The organism is Mesorhizobium neociceri, assembly GCF_013520985.1.
GTDB lineage: Bacteria > Pseudomonadota > Alphaproteobacteria > Rhizobiales > Rhizobiaceae > Mesorhizobium > Mesorhizobium neociceri.
In genome coordinates this window covers 177,679-193,883 of sequence record NZ_JACDTY010000012.1, presented here as the reverse complement: position 1 = coordinate 193,883, position 16,205 = coordinate 177,679, and the positions used below count along the sequence as shown (strand labels likewise).

Below are 16,205 nucleotides of genomic sequence, written 5' to 3'. Positions count from 1 at the left end.
CTCGCGAAGATCATTGGAAAGAGGTCGGGTCATCAGATGCTGGCCTCCACTCCAGCCAGCATCTTGAATCACAAAACCGACAAATCGGGAATCCCCTTCGATTCCATCAAGTCGTGAACCGCTCTAGCACGCGAGGCCGAGGCCATCCGCGTCTGTTGAAAAAGCGATCAGCAGGCAACCGCCTGTTTTAGCATGCCGCCGATTCCAGCTTCAGCCCAGATCGACAAGCGCCTGCGCCTTATGCGCTGCCTCGACCACGGCCAGCGCGGTCATGTTGACCACGCCGCGCGAGGTCACCGACGGCGTCAATATATGCGCCGGCTTGTCGGTGCCGAGCAGGATCGGCCCCACATGCAGCGCGTCCATCATGGCGCGCAAAGCCGTCAGGGTGATGTTGGCCGAATCGAGGTTCGGGAAGACCAGCAAATTGGCCTCACCCTTCAGACGTGAGTGCGGATAGACGCGCCGGCGCAGATGCTCCGACAGTGCGGTATCGGCATGCATCTCGCCGTCGCACTGCAAAGCGGGCGCGATGCGGCCGAGGATTTCCGCCGCGCGGCGCATCTTCAGCGCGCTCGGCGAATCACGCGAGCCGAAATCCGAATGCGACAGGAGTGCCGCCTTCGGCTCGATGCCGAAGCGCTGGATTTCCTCCGCCGCCAGCACGGTGATTTCGGCGATCTCCTCCGCCGTCGGGTCGACCGAGACGTGGGTGTCGGTGAGGAAGATGATCCCGCGTTGCGAGATCAGCATGGAAAACGTCGACAGGTCATAATGCTTGATCCCGGCGCGCGGTCCGACGATCAACGTCACATTGCGCAGATGCCGCTCGAAGCGCCCTTCGAGGCCGCAGACCATGGCATCGGCATCGCCGCGTTTCAGCGCAAGTGCCGCGATCACCGTGTTGTCGGTGCGCACCATGGTGCGGGCGGCTTCCGTCGTCACGCCACGCCGGCCTGCAAGCTCGATCAGGAGGTTGACATAGTGGCGGTAGCGCGGATCATCTTCGGGATTGATCAGGCCGAAATCGACGCCCGGCTTGATGCGCAGACCGTAGCGTTTCAGCCGCATCTCAAGGACCTGCGGCCGGCCGATCAGGATCGGCTCGGCTATGCCTTCCTCAAGCACGACCTGGGCAGCGCGAAGCACGCGCTCGTCCTCGCCGTCGGCATAAATCACGCGCTTGGCGCTGGAAGCCTTGGCCGAGGAGAACACCGGCTTCATCACCACGCCGGAGCGGAAGACGAAACGGTTGAGCTTGTCGATATAGGCGGTGAAGTCGCTGATCGGCCTCGTCGCGACACCGGTGTCGCAGGCCGCCTTGGCGACGGCCGGGGCGATGCGCAGGATAAGGCGCGGATCGAAGGGCGAGGGGATCAGGAACTCGGGTCCGAACACCGGCGTCTCGCCGGAATAGGCGCGCGCGGCGACATCCGAAGGTTCTTCGCGGGCAAGGGCAGCGATCGCCCGCACCGCGGCCATCTTCATCTCCTCGTTGATGGCGCTGGCGCCGCAATCAAGCGCGCCGCGAAAGATGTAAGGAAAACACAGCACATTGTTGACTTGATTGGGAAAATCGGAGCGCCCGGTGCAGATCATGGCGTCCGGGCGCGCGGCCCTTGCCACTTCCGGCATGATCTCGGGATTGGGATTGGCCAGCGCCAGGATCAGCGGCTTCGGCGCCATGTGCTGCAGCAGGTCCGGTTTCAGCACGGCGGCGGCGGAGAGGCCGAGGAAGACGTCGGCGCCGGGGATGACGTCGGCGAGCGTGCGCGCTTCCGTCTCCTTCACATACGGGTCTTTCCAGCGATCCATCTCCTCGACGCGGCCCTTATGAGCGACGCCGAAACGGTCGGTGACCCAGATGTTTTCGAGTCTTGCGCCGAGCGAGACGAGGAGATTGAGGCAGGCGAGCGCCGCGGCGCCGGCGCCGGAGGTAACGATCTTGATGTCCGAGATTGTCTTGCCGGCAAATTCCAGGCCGTTTAGCACGGCCGCGGCAACGATGATTGCCGTGCCATGCTGGTCGTCATGGAAGACGGGAATCGCCATGCGGGCTTTGAGCCGCTCCTCCACCTCGAAGCATTCCGGCGCCTTGATATCCTCGAGGTTGATGCCGCCGAAAGTCGGCTCGAGCGCCGAGATCGTCTCGACCATGCGATCGATCCCGGGCGCATCGATCTCGATGTCGAAGACATCGATCCCGGCGAATTTCTTGAACAGCACCGCCTTGCCTTCCATCACCGGCTTGGAGGCGAGCGGGCCGATATTGCCCAGCCCAAGCACAGCGGAGCCGTCGGAGACGACGCCGACCAGGTTGGCGCGTGCGGTGTAGTCGGCGGCGGTCGCCGGGTCGTCGCGGATCTCGAGGCAGGGGGCGGCGACACCTGGCGAATAGGCAAGCGCCAGGTCGCGCTGGTTGCCGAGCGGCTTCGTCGCCTGGATTTCGAACTTTCCCGGGGTTGGATGCTTGTGGAAGAAGAGGGCGGCCTCATCGAGGTCGGACCGGACCGTTTTCTTGTTCTCGCCGTCCATTCCGCCGCTCCCTCTGTTCAGTTCTCTCAAGCCTTGCCGCATGCGGCAACGATTCTTCGCCTGGCGGTCAGAGCCGGCTGAATCCGGTTCTTGGACACGGCCCGTTCAGACCGATTCTCGATCGATTCGGCTATGTTCCAGCGATCACCTGACAGAGCGGATGCAGCGAGGATCCAGGAATTCACTTCAGCTTCACAACGATCCCTGCGGGCGACAGATAGAGTTTCAGTCCAGCCGTGGTTGAATGGAAATGCACGATAACGCCATTCTGATTTTCGAGCGCCACAACGCTGCCTCCGCCTGCGAGTGTCGCACCCGAGCCGGCCGCGATATAGGTTCCCGCGAGATCTTCGGCCGTCTTCAGATTGTAAACAGTTCCTGCGCCGTCAATTCGCTCGGCGCCGATATCGATGAAGGTCAATCCGGAAACGGTGAAAGGATAGCATTTACCCTCGAAGTCCAGGGTTCCGCCACCCCAGGTGTAGCCAGCGCCAGCAGCCGCGCTGTCACCCAAAAATCTCATCGTCGCATCGGCGGCCCCCTGAGTCCTTTCCTCTGTCGCAGCGAAGGAAAGCCCGACCAGTGAAAGCAGCGTCAGGAACATGAGACCACGTCGTTTCATGCGAGTTTTCCCTTTGGCAGCTATCGAACTCTGGCATCTGAAGAACCGGTGAACTCGAGCAGCATGTTCGTGATTGTCACGTATTTTGCGCGATCCAGTTCCAAAGACAGCGGGAGCAAGCTGGACGAGCCTCTAGGCCCAACCAAGCAAGCACCCCCTCCAGTCCCCGGGGCGAGCAAACCGCCTCGAGATCGGCCACCACGTCGAAGACTGCCCTTGATCTGCGTGAGGCCGTCGCGACCGCCTTGGTTTGTGGATGCTTGAAACTTCGGCCTGCCCGCCTGTACATCCGAGAGCCAGCCGGGTGTTCGCCCGCAATGCTGCGATCGTTCCCAGCGACAGGTCGTTGCCGACCGCCTTTGCTTTTGAGGATGGATTCTGGGCCTGTTTCGGCGATTGCACCCGACGCGACTTCGACAAGAGCTCCTGTCGACTGCTTGCCCGCCTTCCGGTGACGGCGCGGGTTGATCGATGGCTTTGGCATGGTCTAACGCTGGGAAGTGGACAGTTTCGACGACTCTCGGTATTGCCCATTTCGTAATCCCTGGTCGAAGATGGTGCCTAGCGTACGCATACTTTTCTGTATTGCGCTACCGCAGCATTGCCGATAGTAAGCAAAGCCGCAAGTGTCGTTTCCGGATCATCGTCTTATCTGCTGTTTCTTCTAAGAACGGCGTTCCAGACTGCGGTGGATGAGAGCAATTTACCTTCAAATTCCAGTCGAGTATATCAACACGATGACAATTTAATTGTTAAGAGTTTTAAAAACGCGCGGCACACTGATGTCACAATGTCGAAACATGTGTGACGGCGCCTGCCGGACAGGCCGACTATGCCGGTGAGCGGCACACACCGTCGCGGACTGATCCGCGCGGCCCGGGTTGAGCGCCGAAAGCACCGGGCCTCTGCGCCCGCTCTGACGTTTCCAACCTCTTGCCGATGCCTGATCGCAGCAGGTCGTGCGTAGGATACGTTTTAGTTTCTGCTCCGCGACATGATCATTGGTCCGGCTTAACACGACAGCGGAAGAGGCCAATGACCCCCACAAAGCTACTGATTGGGCAGACCGCCGTTGTATTCGCCATCGTCACTCTCGGCGTATGGACGGCAACGCAATGGTGCGCCCACATGCTGGCCTACCAGACGCCTCTCGGCGCACCATGGTTTATCCTCGCCGGATGGCCAATCTACAGGCCGTGGAAATTGTTCGAATGGTGGTTCCATTTCGATGCCTATGCGCCAGACGTCTTCGACAAGGCAGGTATGCTCGCCGGCGCCAGTGGGTTCATGGGATGTGCTGCAGCGGTCGCCGGGTCGCTGTGGCGGTCGCGACAGCGTGGGTTGGTCACCACCTACGGCTCTTCACATTGGGCCGCTATCCGGGAGGTCGAGAACGCGGGCCTGTTTCGGCCGACCGGCATTTTCCTCGGCAAGCTGAAGGATCGCTACCTGCGCCATGACGGCCCGGAGCACGTCATGGCCTTCGCGCCGACGCGTTCGGGCAAGGGCGTCGGACTGGTTGTTCCAACGCTTCTTTCCTGGACCGGATCGGCTGTCATTCATGACATCAAGGGCGAGAATTGGCAGCTAACCTCCGGCTGGCGCTCGAAGTTCTCATACTGCCTTCTGTTCGATCCGACGGATGCAAGATCAGCCCGCTACAACCCGCTGCTGGAAGTCCGCAAGGGCGCAAACGAAGTGCGCGACGTCCAGAACATTGCCGACATTCTTGTCGACCCGGAAGGCGCGCTGGAGCGGCGAAATCATTGGGAGAAGACCAGTCATTCGCTGCTCGTCGGCGCCATTTTGCACGTGCTCTATGCCGAGGAAGAAAAGACGCTATCCCGCGTCGCCACCTTCTTGTCGGACCCGCAACGTTCGTTTGCCGCAACGCTTCAGCGCATGATGACCACCAACCACCTCGGCCCGGCGGATAAGCCTCAGGTCCATCCTGTTGTCGCTTCTGCCGCGCGCGAGGTGCTTAATAAATCAGAGAATGAGCGTTCAGGCGTTCTTTCGACCGCGATGTCGTTTCTTGGGCTCTACCGCGATCCGACGGTGTCGGCGGCAACATCGGCCTGCGACTGGCGAATTGCCGACCTCATGGCTGCCGAGCGGCCGCTATCGCTCTATCTCGTCGTGCCGCCATCGGACATCTCGCGTACCAAGCCGTTGATGCGACTGGTTCTCAATCAGATCGGTCGGCGACTGACGGAGCGCCTGGAGGGCGATCCAAAGAAGAGCCGCAAGCATCAGCTTCTTATGATGCTGGACGAATTTCCGGCGCTCGGGCGGCTGGACTTCTTCGAGACTGCGCTCGCCTTCATGGCCGGTTACGGCATCCGCGCCTGTCTGATCGCGCAGTCCTTGAACCAGATCTCGAAGGCCTATGGCGAGAACAACGCCATCCTGGACAATTGCCACGTGCGAATTGCATTTTCTTCCAATGACGAGCGGACTGCCAAGCGTATTTCCGACGCTCTTGGCACTGCGACGGAACTCAGATCCATGCGCAATTATGCCGGCCACCGGCTTGCCCCCTGGCTGTCTCATGTCATGGTCAGTCGACAGGAGACCGCGCGCCCGCTCTTGACTCCCGGCGAGGTGATGCAGTTGCCGAATTCCGATGAGCTGGTGCTGATATCGGGGTTGGCTCCAATCCGCGCTAAGAAGCTGCGCTACTACGAGGACCAGAATTTCACCGAACGGGTGCTACCTTCGCCGGTGCTGCTCGACGGTTCCAATGTGGACTGCCCTGCGTCGTGTGCGAACGACTGGACTGGCCAGGTGCGGGGCGTTGACCGTCGTCTAGCTTCAGACGACGAGATTGCCGCCGCGGCAATCGGGGACGAGGGAGGTTTCCAGCAGCAACGTCATCCAGGTCTGGCCGAAGAACAGCCCGTCGTCCCCCAGGGGCCCGATCAGGACGACCTCTTCAAGCCCGTTGACGATGATAGCGAGACGGTAGCCGATAAGCGCGTCATGGACCGGATCTCGACTGCCTCGCGCGCCTACGGCATCAACGAGACAACGGGCAACGCCAAGGACATCGTGCCCGGCTTCTGAAGGCATTCAAAGGCAGAGCGCATCTCAGCGTAGTTAAGGGCCATAACAGATTTCTGGTGTTCGGCCGATGCTTGTTCCCGTCGCCGGCGCGCCAAGCGCTGGCCCGTGGAACGAGCCGCATGAAGCCCCACCGCATTCGACATCAGTTTTTGCTTGAGCCAGAGCTCAGCAAGAAACTGGATAACCTAAGCCGCGATCCCTCGACCACCAAGTCCGCGATCGTTGCGAAGGCGGTCGAGGCGTACATCGAACGGCGTGGCGAGATCGAGCTCGACCGGCGCTACGGCGTGAGGCTCGACCGTCTTTCGCGCGAACTCGCTCATGTCAGGCGCGATGGCGAGATGATCCTGGAGAGCCTCGCGCTCTTCATCCGCTTTTCGATCACGCTCCACGCTCACACGCCGATCCCGGACAGGGCAACGCAGGCCATCGCTCAGGAGCGTTTCGATAAATTCGTTGAGCAGGTCGGCCGCCAAATCGCTTCCGGCAAACGATCGCTTGGCAAAGACGGTGGCGGGGGAGGGGAAGGATGAGCTCCCACCCAGAGGCTAACCATCGCCGCCGCGCCATGCTGCGCACCGCCATGGGGCCGGCGATCACTGAGGCGCTTGCCGATCCGGCTGTGATCGAGGTGATGGTCAATCCCGACGGCGCGCTGAGGCTCGACCGGTTGGGCGAAGGCCGGATCGAAACCGGCGTGCACATGCACCCTTCCGAGGCGGAACGCATAATCCGCGTCGTCGCCTCCCACGTCCGTGCCGAGGTGCATGCCGACAACCCGATTGTCAGTGCCGAGCTGCCCTCGGGCGAGCGCTTCGAAGGGCTGTTGCCGCCAGTCGTCTTGGCGCCATGCTTTGCCATCCGCAAGCCTGCGGCAAAACTCTACACGCTGGCCAACTATGTTGCCGATCGCATCATGCTTCCGGGGCAGGCTGATGCATTGAGGAAGGCAGTGCGCGAGCGGCGCAACATCCTGGTTGCCGGCGGTACGTCCTCGGGCAAGACGACGCTTGCCAATGCGCTGCTGGCCGAAGTTGCCGAATGTGACGAACGGGTAATCCTGATCGAGGATACGCGCGAACTGCAATGCGCAGCAAAGGACTGTGTTGCCTTGAGGACGAGGCGGGGTGCGGTGACGCTTGCCGACCTCGTACGCTCGACGCTGCGGCTCAGGCCCGATCGGATCATCGTCGGCGAAGTGAGGGGCGCCGAAGCCCTCGACATGCTTAAGGCATGGAACACCGGGCACCCCGGCGGCATTGCCACCGTGCACGCCAATTCGGCGCGCTCTGCCCTCTACCGCATTGAGCAGCTCGCCCAGGAAACCGTCGTCACCGTCCCCCGCCGCCTCATCGCCGATGCCATCGGTCTGATTGTCTTCATCGCCGGACGCGGATCCTCGCGCCACATTGATGCGATTGCCGAGGTCACTGGTCTCGATGGCAGCGGCGACTACGCCGTCACCCAACTCACGCTTCCGCAACTTCAACAGCTTTGAAAGGTCACTTCATGCGCAAGAAGCTTCGCTTTCTTTCGTCCGCCGCGCTCACGTTTGTTCTCACTGCCCCGGCTTATGCGGCCGGCTCCGGCATGCCGTGGGAACAGCCACTACAGCAGATCCTGGAATCGGTGCAGGGACCGGTCGCCAAGATCGTCGCGGTGATCATCATCATCACCACCGGCCTGACGCTCGCCTTCGGCGACACGGCAGGCGGTTTCCGCCGGCTTATCCAGATCGTGTTCGGGCTGTCGATCGCCTTTGCTGCATCGAGCTTCTTTCTATCCTTCTTCTCCTTCGGTGGTGGAGCGCTCGTCTGATGGCCCCCGGAGAGCAGCATATCGAAGGCTTCGAGGTACCGGTTCACCGGGCATTGACCGAGCCGATCCTATTGGGCGGCGCACCGCGAGCGGTGGCGATCCTTAGTGGCACAGTGGCCGCGGCAATCGGCGTTGGCCTGCAGCAATGGATCGCAGGGCTGATGCTCTGGATTGCCGGCCACACGATCGCGGTTTTTGCAGCGAGGCGCGATCCGGAATTCGCCAGTGTGCTTATCCGCCACCTTCGCCAGAAGGGGTGGCTGGCATGCTGAACCTTTCGGAATACCGCAGCAAAGCCGACAGGCTTGCCGACCACCTGTCTTGGGCCGCGCTGGTCGCGCCCGGCATCGTGCTCAACAAGGATGGCAGCTTTCAGCGGACGTTCCGGTTCCGCGGCCCGGATCTCGAAAGCGCGACGGAAGCCGAACTCGTAGGTGTTTGCTCGCGGGCAAACAATGCGCTCAGACGGCTCGGCTCCGGCTGGGCACTCTTCTTCGAAGCCGAGCGCACCGAAGCGCGGGGCTATCCGAGCTCTACTTTTCCCGACGCGGCGTCGTGGCTGGTCGATGAAGAGCGGCGTGCGGCCTTCGAGGGCAAGGTCGCGCACTTCGAGAGCCGTTATCACCTGACCTTGCTGTTCATGCCGCCACCGGACAGCCAGGCCCGGGCGGAAAACGCGCTCGTCGACTCGCGTCGTGCGGAAGGGGAAAGAGACTGGCCCCAGGAGCTGGCGCGGTTCCGTGACGAGACCGACCGTGTGCTGGACCTCCTGTCGGGCTTCATGCCCGAAGTGCGCGTGCTCGACGATGCCGAGACGCTGACCTATCTGCACGGCACCGTCTCGACCCGCCGCCACCCAGTCGCCGTTCCGGAAACGCCGATGTATTTGGATGGCATCCTGGTTGACGCGTCGCTTACCGGCGGCCTGGAACCGATGCTGGGTGAACAGCATCTGCGCACACTCACCGTTCTCGGCTTTCCCAATGTCACGCGGCCCGGAATCCTCGACGCGCTGAACCACCAGGATTTTGCCTATCGCTGGATGACGCGCTTCATCCCGCTCGACAAGACGGAAGCCACGAAGACGCTCACGCGGTTGCGCCGGCAGTGGTTTGCCAAGCGCAAATCGATCACGGCCATCCTGCGCGAGGTCGTGACGAACGAAGCCGTTCCTCTCGTGGACAGCGACGCCGATAATAAGGCGCTCGATGCCGATGCCGCCCTTCAGGCTTTGGGCGGCGATCATGTCGGCTTCGGCTATCTCACCACGACCGTGACGGTGTGGCACGAGGATCGCCAAGCCGCGGCGGAGAAACTTCGCGCGGTCGAGCGCATCATCAATGGCCTCGGCTTCACCACGATCCGTGAAAGCGTCAATGCAGTCGAAGCGTGGCTCGGCTCATTGCCCGGTCATGTCTATGCCAATGTGCGCCAACCGCTCCTCCACACGCTAAACCTTGCCCATCTCATGCCGCTATCATCGGTGTGGGCCGGTCCGACCTCGAACGAGCATCTGACCAAGGTCACACGGACAGAGGCCCCGCCGCTTCTCTTTGCAGAGACCAGCGGGTCGACGCCGTTCCGGCTTTCCACCCATGTGGACGATGTCGGCCACATGCTCATCGTTGGACCGACCGGTGCCGGCAAGTCGGTTCTGCTCACCTTAATTGCTCTGCAGTTCCGACGCTATGCCGACGCGCAAGTTTATCTCTTCGACAAGGGCAATTCGGCCCGCGCGGCAACGCTTGCCATGGGCGGAGAACACCATGCCTTGGGTGCCGACGGTGCGCTTGCCTTCCAGCCCCTGCGCAAGATCAGCGACCCCGCTACCCGAAGCTGGGCGGCGGAATGGATCACCGGCTTGATTGCTCATGAGAACGTCACCGTCACGCCAGAGGTGAAGGAGGCAATCTGGTCGGCGCTCACCAGCCTTGCCACCGCGCCGGCGCAAGAGCGAACGCTCACCGGCCTCGCGGTGCTGCTTCAGTCCAACGCGCTGAAGTTGGCGCTCATGCCCTACACGCTCGACGGTCCTTTCGGCCGGCTGCTCGACGCGGATGATGATCGGCTCGCCAACTCGGACGTGCAGTGCTTCGAGACCGAGGAACTGATGCATGAGGAAAGCGCTGTCCTGCCGGTGCTGACTTATCTGTTCCATCGCCTCGAGGAGCGGTTCGACGGGCGGCCGACGCTGCTCATGCTCGATGAGGCCTGGATCTATCTTGACAATCCGCTGTTTGCCGCCCGCATCCGCGAATGGCTGAAGGTGCTGCGAAAGAAGAACGTGTCCGTAATCTTCGCCACGCAGTCGCTTGCCGACATCGCTGGCTCGTCAATCGCGCCCGCAATCATCGAGAGCTGCCCGCAGCGCATTTTTCTTCCCAACGATCGTGCCGTGGAACCGCAGGCTCGGGCAGCCTATGAGCGCTTTGGGCTGAACGAACGGCAGATCGAACTGATCGCGCGCGCCACGCCGAAGCGGCAATACTATCTGCAGTCGCGCCGCGGCAACCGGCTCTTCGAGCTGGGCTTAGGCCCAATCACGCTTGCGCTTTGCGGCGCCTCCGATCCAGCCACGCAGACCCTCATCGACAGGATCCTGTCCGAACACGGGGAGGAGAGCTTCGCTTCCCGCTTCCTGAGCGCGCGCGGCCTCGATTGGGCTGCCGAGCTTTTCCAGCAATTCCCCCAGCCAGACAAGGAGCAATCATCATGATGGGACGCCGCTTTTTTTCCAGCCTGATCACCGTTTCGCTAATCGCCAAACCATTGGCCGACTATGTTCAGCCGGCCTACGCGCTTATCGTGTTCGATCCATCAAACTATACGCAGAACGTGCTCTCGGCGGCGCGCGCATTGGAGCAGATCAACAACCAGATCCAGTCGCTGCAGAACCAGGCGACCATGCTGCAGAACATGGCGCGCAACCTTCAGAGCCTGGATTTCTCTTCGGTAGGCCAGCTTACCGGTGCGCTCCATCGTATCGATGGCTTGATGGACCAGGCGAGTGGCCTGAGCTTCGATCTCGACAAGCTCCAGGACCAGTGGCGCCAGCAATATCCGGATAGCTACGATGCCACGATCAAGATCAACGATGTTGCTAGCGCCGCGCGCGAGCGTTGGCAGAGCGCCATGCAGGCGTTCCGACAGACCATGCGTGTCCAGTCGCAGATCGTCGAGAATGTCCGCGGCGATGGCGACCTGCTCGCCGACCTCGTCAACCGCAGCCAAGGTGCGGCAGGTGCCCTTCAGGCGAGCCAAGCCACCAATCAGCTGATCGCGCTTTCGACCAAGCAGCAGATGCAGATCCAGACGCTGCTCGCGACGCAGTTTCGTGCTGAGGCCGAGGATGCGGCGCGCAAGGCGCAGTCCGAGGAAACAGCCCGCCAGACGACGAAGCGCTTCCTGGGCACCGGCACAGCCTACCCCGGCAACTGATCTTCATTTTCATCACCACGAGGACGGCGGCGGCATGAACGACCTTGGGGTCATCGATCGCTTCATGGAGACCTTTATCCGCTATATCGATAGCGGGTTCGGTCTGCTCTCTGGCGACGTCGCCTTCCTCACCACCACCCTGATCAGCATTGACATCGCGCTCGCCGGCCTGGCCTGGGCGCTCGGGGGCGAACCCAACATTTTCGGCCGGCTCATCCGCAAGGTGCTCTATGTCGGCGTCTTCGCCTTCATCCTGAACAACTTCAAGAACCTCGCGGATATCATCTATCGCTCCTTTGCCGGCCTCGGCATCAACGCCTCCTCCGGCAATGTGTCCGCCGACAATCTCCTGCATCCTGGCCGTATTGCGGCGACCGGTTTCGAGGGCGCCTGGCCACTTCTCGATCAGGCGAGCCAGCTTCTTGGTTTTCCCGAAATCTTCGGCAACGCGCTCACCATCTTCGTGCTGCTCGTGGCCTGGTTCCTGGTCATCATCGCCTTCTTCATTCTTTCCATCCAGCTCTTCATCACAATTCTGGAGTTCAAGCTCACCACGCTGGCAGGCTTTACCCTGGTCCCCTTTGCGCTCTGGAACCGGTCGGCGTTCTTGGCCGAGCGCGTGCTCGGCAATGTCATCTCGTCGGGCATTAAGGTGATGGTGCTTGCCGTCATTGTCGGCATCGGCTCCACGCTCTTCGGTGAGTTCGCTTCCGCGCTGCAAGGCAAGGAGCCGGATTTGGCCGCGGCCATGTCACAGGTGCTAGGTGCGCTGGCGCTGCTTGGTCTTGGCATCTTCGGACCTGGGATCGCTTCGGGCCTTGTTTCCGGCGCGCCGCAGCTTGGCGCTGGCGCCGCACTGGGCACCACCGCGGCCGGCGCCGGTGCATCGTTCGTTGCCGGAGGCGCTGCGTTTGCTGGCACGCGCACGGCAGCCAACGGAGGTCTCGCCGCAGTCCGAGCCGGCACAACCATGGGCTCGGCAGCTTCCTCGGCATGGCAGTTGGGACGTGCAACCTCACCTCACTCCGGCGTCTCCGGCGTAGCTTCCGGAATGCACGGCGTGGCGGGTGCCGCCGGCGGCGCCGCGATGCGGGCAGCGCGATCGGCTGCGCAAACGTTCGGACGCAACGCCGATGCAGGGCGCGAAGCCGCTTGGACCGCGACTGGCGGTGCGCCGACCGCGTCCATGACCGGAAGCCCAGCTGGCACGGCCGCCGATGCCGCGCCCGGCTGGGCCAGGCGCCTGCGTTCCGAACAGACCGCCCGTGCGCATCGCCACACCGCCATGCAGGCCGTCCGTGATGGCGACAGGCCGGGCGGCAGCGCCAATCCCTCTCTCAACGACAAGGACGACTAGATGCTCTTCAAGCGACCCGTTCAGCGTTACGGCAAGACGCCCGAGCCCGTAACACCTTACCAGAAGGCCGGCCAGCTCTGGGACGAGCGCATCGGCTCATCTCGGGTGCAGGCTCGGAATTGGCGGCTGATGGCACTTGGCTGCTTGGCTTTGGCAACAGGACTCTCCGGCGGACTTGCATGGCAGTCGATGCAAAGCCGTGTCGTGCCTTACGTCGTCGAGGTCGACCGCTTCGGTGAGGCGCGCGCCGTTGCGCCGGCAGTCCGGGATTACGAGCCATCCGATGCCCAGATCGCCTGGCATCTGGGCCGTTTCATCCAGAATGTCCGTTCGCTCTCCACCGATCCGGTGCTGGTGCGGCAGAACTGGCTGGCAGCTTACGACTTTGCCACCGACCGCGCAGCGCTCTTCCTCAACGAGTACGCCAAGGCGAACGATCCCTTCGGTCAGATCGGTACGCGCAGCGTCTCGGTGCAGGTGACCAGCGTGGTTAGAGCCTCCGAAAGCTCATTCCAGGTCAAGTGGACCGAGCAAGTCTTTGAGCGCGGCAGCCTGGTCAGTACGACGCGCTGGACAGCGATTCTCACCATCGCGATTCGCCCGCCGAGCAATACTGATCAGCTACGCAAGAATCCGCTCGGCGTCTTCATCAACGCCATCGACTGGTCGCGCGAGCTCGACAGCGTCGCGCCGCCGTCCGTTTCCCCCAAGGAGCCTGCCAATGAAAAGTAGAAAGCCATCGCTCCGTGCGGTGCTGATCCTGTCGGCGTCTGCAGCAGTTCTTTCCGCCTGCGCATCGAAGCCGGTGCCGCCGCCTGAGATTTCCTACGACGCAGCCGACTTCAAACCGGCTGCGATCGAGAAGCCGCCGGAGAAGCCGGTCAAGATCGTCGAGGTGCCAAAGCCGTTGCCGCTTCCCGGCCAGTTACAGTCCGATCCGGCTAAGGTCACAGCCGACGACAAGCTCTCTCCTGAAGAACGCGTCGCCGATGCCAACAGGGCGGCCACCCAGCAACCCACCAAGTACGGGTATGTTAATGCGGTCCAGGTCTATCCCTTCACCGATGGCGCGCTTTACCAGCTCTATGCCGCGCCGGAGCGCGTCAGCGATATCGCTCTGCAACCGGGCGAGAAACTGACAGCCGTGTCGGCTGGTGACACGGTGCGCTGGGTCATCGGCGACACCGTCAGCGGCGCCGCTGACAACCAGCGCACCCATGTGCTGGTAAAACCCTTCGCGCCGGGGATTGCCACCAATCTCGTCATCACGACGGACCGGCGCGCCTACCACCTGCAACTTCAAAGCACCGAGAAGACCTCAATGGCCGCGATCTCTTGGACATACAGTGAAGACCAGATCATTGCGCTCCGTCAGCGCAACGCTCGCGCCGATGCGGCTATGCCTGCCGCGTCGAATGTGGCGCTCGAGAACCTTCGCTTCCGCTACTCTATTAGCGGCGACACACCGCCCTGGAGGCCGACGCGCGTTTTCGACGACGGCACCAAGGTCTATATCGAGTTCCCGCGCCGCATCGATCAGGGCGAGGCGCCACCTCTCTTCATCGTTGGTGCTGACGGCAACAACCAGCTCGTCAACTACCGAATGCGGGGCAACTATTTCATCGTCGATCGTCTGTTTGCCGCCGCCGAACTGCGTCTGGGGACCAAGCAACAGCAGGTGGTGCGCATAACAAGGACCGACGGCCGGCAGCCGGCGCGGCACATGGCACTCTTTTCGCGTGTTGGCAGGTGAGGGGGAGCTCATGGCCGATACGTCCCGCCCCAGTACCTTTCCAAAACTCGATCCCGAGCAGCTGCAGTTGCGAGCCTCGCCCCGCCGTGCTGTGCGCTTCAGACGTAGCGTGATCATCGCTATCGCTGCACTCGGATCTGGTGCCGTGTTTGGTGTCACTATGATCGCGCTTAAAGGATCCGCCCTGCACATCAAGGATCTGGCGGAAGACCGGTACAATACCGAGCGCAAGCCAACCGCTGAGGCGCTTGATAACCTGCCCATGGACTATTCCGAGATCAAGCCGAAACCTCCCGTGCTTGGACCCCCGCTGCCTGGTGATCTCGGCCGCCCGATCCTTGAACGTCAGCGACAGCTCGGTATCGCGCCGGGGCAGGAGGCTTCCGCCGAGGAGCAGCGGCTTGCCCAGCAGGCGATCGCGGCGCGCGAGTCGCAAATCTTGTTCCGGATTGACAGTCGACCCAGACAGATAGATATCACCGGCGGCGGGCAGGGTGCGCAGCAGCCGTTTGAGGCGCTCCCGCAAGCCGATACGGCACGCGCGTCCGTTGCGCCGGCCGAGGGCGACCAGAACAACCAGCAGCGCAAGCTCGACTTTCTTAGCCAGCGGAACACCGGCGGCATTTACAATCCGCATGCCCTGCAGACGCCTGCCTCTCCATATCAGCTGATGGCCGGCAGCGTGATCGCGGCAAGTCTCGTCACCGGGATCAATTCCGATTTGCCCGGCCTTGTCGTCGCACAGGTCACCGAGAACGTGCACGACACCGTCACAGGCCACACTCTGCTCATTCCGCAGGGCTCACGACTAATCGGCACCTATGACAGCGTTGTAGCCTTTGGGCAAAGACGCGCCCTGCTGCTATGGCAGCGAATAATGATGCCCGACGGTTCCTCCATCGAAATTGACAATCTGCCCGCCACCGACACTGCGGGCTATGCTGGGCTTGAGGACAAGGTGGATTTCCACACCTGGCAGCTGATCAAGGGTGTTGCGCTTGCGACCTTGCTTGGCGTGGGCACCGAATTGAGCCTCGGAGACGACGAAAGCGATCTGGTGAAGGCAATCCGCGAATCTGCCCAGCAGAACGTCAGCCGAGCCGGGCAACGGGTCGCCGAAAAGAACCTCAACGTCCAACCGACCATCACCGTCCGCCCTGGTTGGCCGCTGCGCGTCATCGTGCACAAGGATCTTGTGCTGCGACCCTACAGACCTTGAAAAGGGGCAATTATGGCCAATCTGAAGCTTGGAAAGCTTCCGAACCGGACGCCTTCCAAATCACCATCACTGTTAGCGCCGACTTATATCAAGAGCTCCAGGACTATGCCGCGCTTTACCGTCAGACGTACGGCGAGTCTGAGACGGTAGCTGAGCTCATTCCATTTATGCTGGCCGGGTTCCTCGAAGGCGACCGAGCGTTTGCTAAGGCCAGGAAGGAAGGCCTCCCAGGCCCTGGCGCGTCGGAGAAGTCCCGGCGCCAGTCGGAGTCGGGCTCAGGTTGAACCAAAACTGGTAGGCCTAGGAATTGCGCGTTCTCACTGCTTGTCGAACAACGCGATCATCCTATTCTGGGACGAAGGGCTTATGTCTGCGCCGGCCCCGACAGCTTCGCCGT

At 62.0% G+C, this 16,205-nt stretch carries 14 protein-coding genes; 12 read left to right on the top strand and 2 right to left on the bottom strand.

The window, feature by feature from the left end; genetic code table 11:
• Positions 1-210 precede the first annotated feature (210 nt).
• On the bottom strand, positions 211-2,535 hold the full coding sequence (locus H0241_RS23155; protein ID WP_181060143.1) for an NADP-dependent malic enzyme: 2,325 nt from the start codon (positions 2,533-2,535) through the stop codon (positions 211-213).
• Positions 2,536-2,716: 181 nt separating this feature from the next.
• Positions 2,717-3,157 carry a hypothetical protein gene (locus H0241_RS23150; RefSeq protein WP_155936725.1) on the bottom strand — a complete coding sequence of 147 codons (441 nt, stop codon included), beginning with the start codon at positions 3,155-3,157 and terminating at the stop codon, positions 2,717-2,719.
• A 1,035-nt stretch (positions 3,158-4,192) separates the two neighbouring features.
• On the opposite strand from H0241_RS23150, the gene H0241_RS23145 reads away from it, so the two are divergent.
• From H0241_RS23145 to H0241_RS23090, 12 genes are all read left to right on the top strand, one after another.
• Entirely contained in the window at positions 4,193-6,223 is a 2,031-nt protein-coding gene (locus H0241_RS23145; RefSeq protein ID WP_027040387.1) for a conjugal transfer protein TraG, read from the top strand.
• Between the two features lie 119 nt (positions 6,224-6,342).
• Positions 6,343-6,756, top strand: a complete 414-nt coding sequence (locus H0241_RS23140) for a CopG family transcriptional regulator (protein WP_027040386.1) — start codon at positions 6,343-6,345, stop codon at positions 6,754-6,756.
• Complete coding sequence (trbB, locus tag H0241_RS23135; RefSeq protein WP_181060142.1) at positions 6,753-7,721, top strand: P-type conjugative transfer ATPase TrbB; 969 nt, start codon at positions 6,753-6,755, stop codon at positions 7,719-7,721. The genes H0241_RS23140 and trbB overlap by 4 nt, the downstream gene beginning before the upstream one ends.
• Before the next feature lie 11 nt (positions 7,722-7,732).
• Positions 7,733-8,041 (top strand): TrbC/VirB2 family protein, encoded by a 309-nt coding sequence (locus H0241_RS23130; RefSeq protein ID WP_027040384.1) that lies wholly within the window; start codon positions 7,733-7,735, stop codon positions 8,039-8,041.
• On the top strand, positions 8,041-8,313 hold the full coding sequence (locus H0241_RS23125; protein WP_027040383.1) for a VirB3 family type IV secretion system protein: 273 nt from the start codon (positions 8,041-8,043) through the stop codon (positions 8,311-8,313). The genes H0241_RS23130 and H0241_RS23125 overlap by 1 nt, the downstream gene beginning before the upstream one ends.
• Complete coding sequence (trbE, locus tag H0241_RS23120) at positions 8,307-10,757, top strand: conjugal transfer protein TrbE (protein WP_181060141.1); 2,451 nt, start codon at positions 8,307-8,309, stop codon at positions 10,755-10,757. The genes H0241_RS23125 and trbE overlap by 7 nt, the downstream gene beginning before the upstream one ends.
• The gene (gene trbJ / locus H0241_RS23115; RefSeq protein WP_181060140.1) at positions 10,754-11,479 is read left to right on the top strand and encodes a P-type conjugative transfer protein TrbJ; all 726 of its coding nucleotides are present in this window, start codon (positions 10,754-10,756) and stop codon (positions 11,477-11,479) included. Before trbE ends, trbJ begins: the two co-directional genes overlap by 4 nt.
• Before the next feature lie 34 nt (positions 11,480-11,513).
• Positions 11,514-12,836 carry a P-type conjugative transfer protein TrbL gene (gene trbL / locus H0241_RS23110; protein ID WP_181060139.1) on the top strand — a complete coding sequence of 441 codons (1,323 nt, stop codon included), beginning with the start codon at positions 11,514-11,516 and terminating at the stop codon, positions 12,834-12,836.
• A complete protein-coding gene (trbF, locus tag H0241_RS23105; protein ID WP_027040379.1) occupies positions 12,837-13,568 on the top strand; it encodes a conjugal transfer protein TrbF in 732 nt (243 codons plus the stop codon). It abuts the gene before it with no gap.
• Positions 13,558-14,589: a P-type conjugative transfer protein TrbG gene (trbG, locus tag H0241_RS23100; protein WP_181060138.1), complete on the top strand. Its 1,032-nt coding sequence runs from the start codon at positions 13,558-13,560 to the stop codon at positions 14,587-14,589. Before trbF ends, trbG begins: the two co-directional genes overlap by 11 nt.
• 10 nt (positions 14,590-14,599) lie before the next feature.
• Positions 14,600-15,808 carry a TrbI/VirB10 family protein gene (locus H0241_RS23095; protein ID WP_181060137.1) on the top strand — a complete coding sequence of 403 codons (1,209 nt, stop codon included), beginning with the start codon at positions 14,600-14,602 and terminating at the stop codon, positions 15,806-15,808.
• Positions 15,751-16,092 carry a DUF2274 domain-containing protein gene (locus tag H0241_RS23090; RefSeq protein ID WP_407941765.1) on the top strand — a complete coding sequence of 114 codons (342 nt, stop codon included), beginning with the start codon at positions 15,751-15,753 and terminating at the stop codon, positions 16,090-16,092. The genes H0241_RS23095 and H0241_RS23090 overlap by 58 nt, the downstream gene beginning before the upstream one ends.
• The last annotated feature ends 113 nt before the right edge of the window (positions 16,093-16,205 follow it).

Bases quoted from the DNA above. Each gene is read 5' to 3' on its own strand.
- H0241_RS23145 (WP_027040387.1), top strand. From the start codon at position 4,193: ATGACCCCCACAAAGCTACTGATTGGGCAGACCGCCGTTGTATTCGCC.
- trbB (WP_181060142.1), top strand. From the start codon at position 6,753: ATGAGCTCCCACCCAGAGGCTAACCATCGCCGCCGCGCCATGCTGCGC.
- H0241_RS23125 (WP_027040383.1), top strand. From the start codon at position 8,041: ATGGCCCCCGGAGAGCAGCATATCGAAGGCTTCGAGGTACCGGTTCAC.
- trbL (WP_181060139.1), top strand. From the start codon at position 11,514: ATGAACGACCTTGGGGTCATCGATCGCTTCATGGAGACCTTTATCCGC.
- H0241_RS23140 (WP_027040386.1), top strand. From the start codon at position 6,343: ATGAAGCCCCACCGCATTCGACATCAGTTTTTGCTTGAGCCAGAGCTC.
- H0241_RS23130 (WP_027040384.1), top strand. From the start codon at position 7,733: ATGCGCAAGAAGCTTCGCTTTCTTTCGTCCGCCGCGCTCACGTTTGTT.
- H0241_RS23155 (WP_181060143.1), bottom strand. From the start codon at position 2,535: ATGGACGGCGAGAACAAGAAAACGGTCCGGTCCGACCTCGATGAGGCC.
- trbG (WP_181060138.1), top strand. From the start codon at position 13,558: ATGAAAAGTAGAAAGCCATCGCTCCGTGCGGTGCTGATCCTGTCGGCG.
- trbJ (WP_181060140.1), top strand. From the start codon at position 10,754: ATGATGGGACGCCGCTTTTTTTCCAGCCTGATCACCGTTTCGCTAATC.
- trbE (WP_181060141.1), top strand. From the start codon at position 8,307: ATGCTGAACCTTTCGGAATACCGCAGCAAAGCCGACAGGCTTGCCGAC.
- H0241_RS23095 (WP_181060137.1), top strand. From the start codon at position 14,600: ATGGCCGATACGTCCCGCCCCAGTACCTTTCCAAAACTCGATCCCGAG.
- H0241_RS23150 (WP_155936725.1), bottom strand. From the start codon at position 3,157: ATGAAACGACGTGGTCTCATGTTCCTGACGCTGCTTTCACTGGTCGGG.
- trbF (WP_027040379.1), top strand. From the start codon at position 12,837: ATGCTCTTCAAGCGACCCGTTCAGCGTTACGGCAAGACGCCCGAGCCC.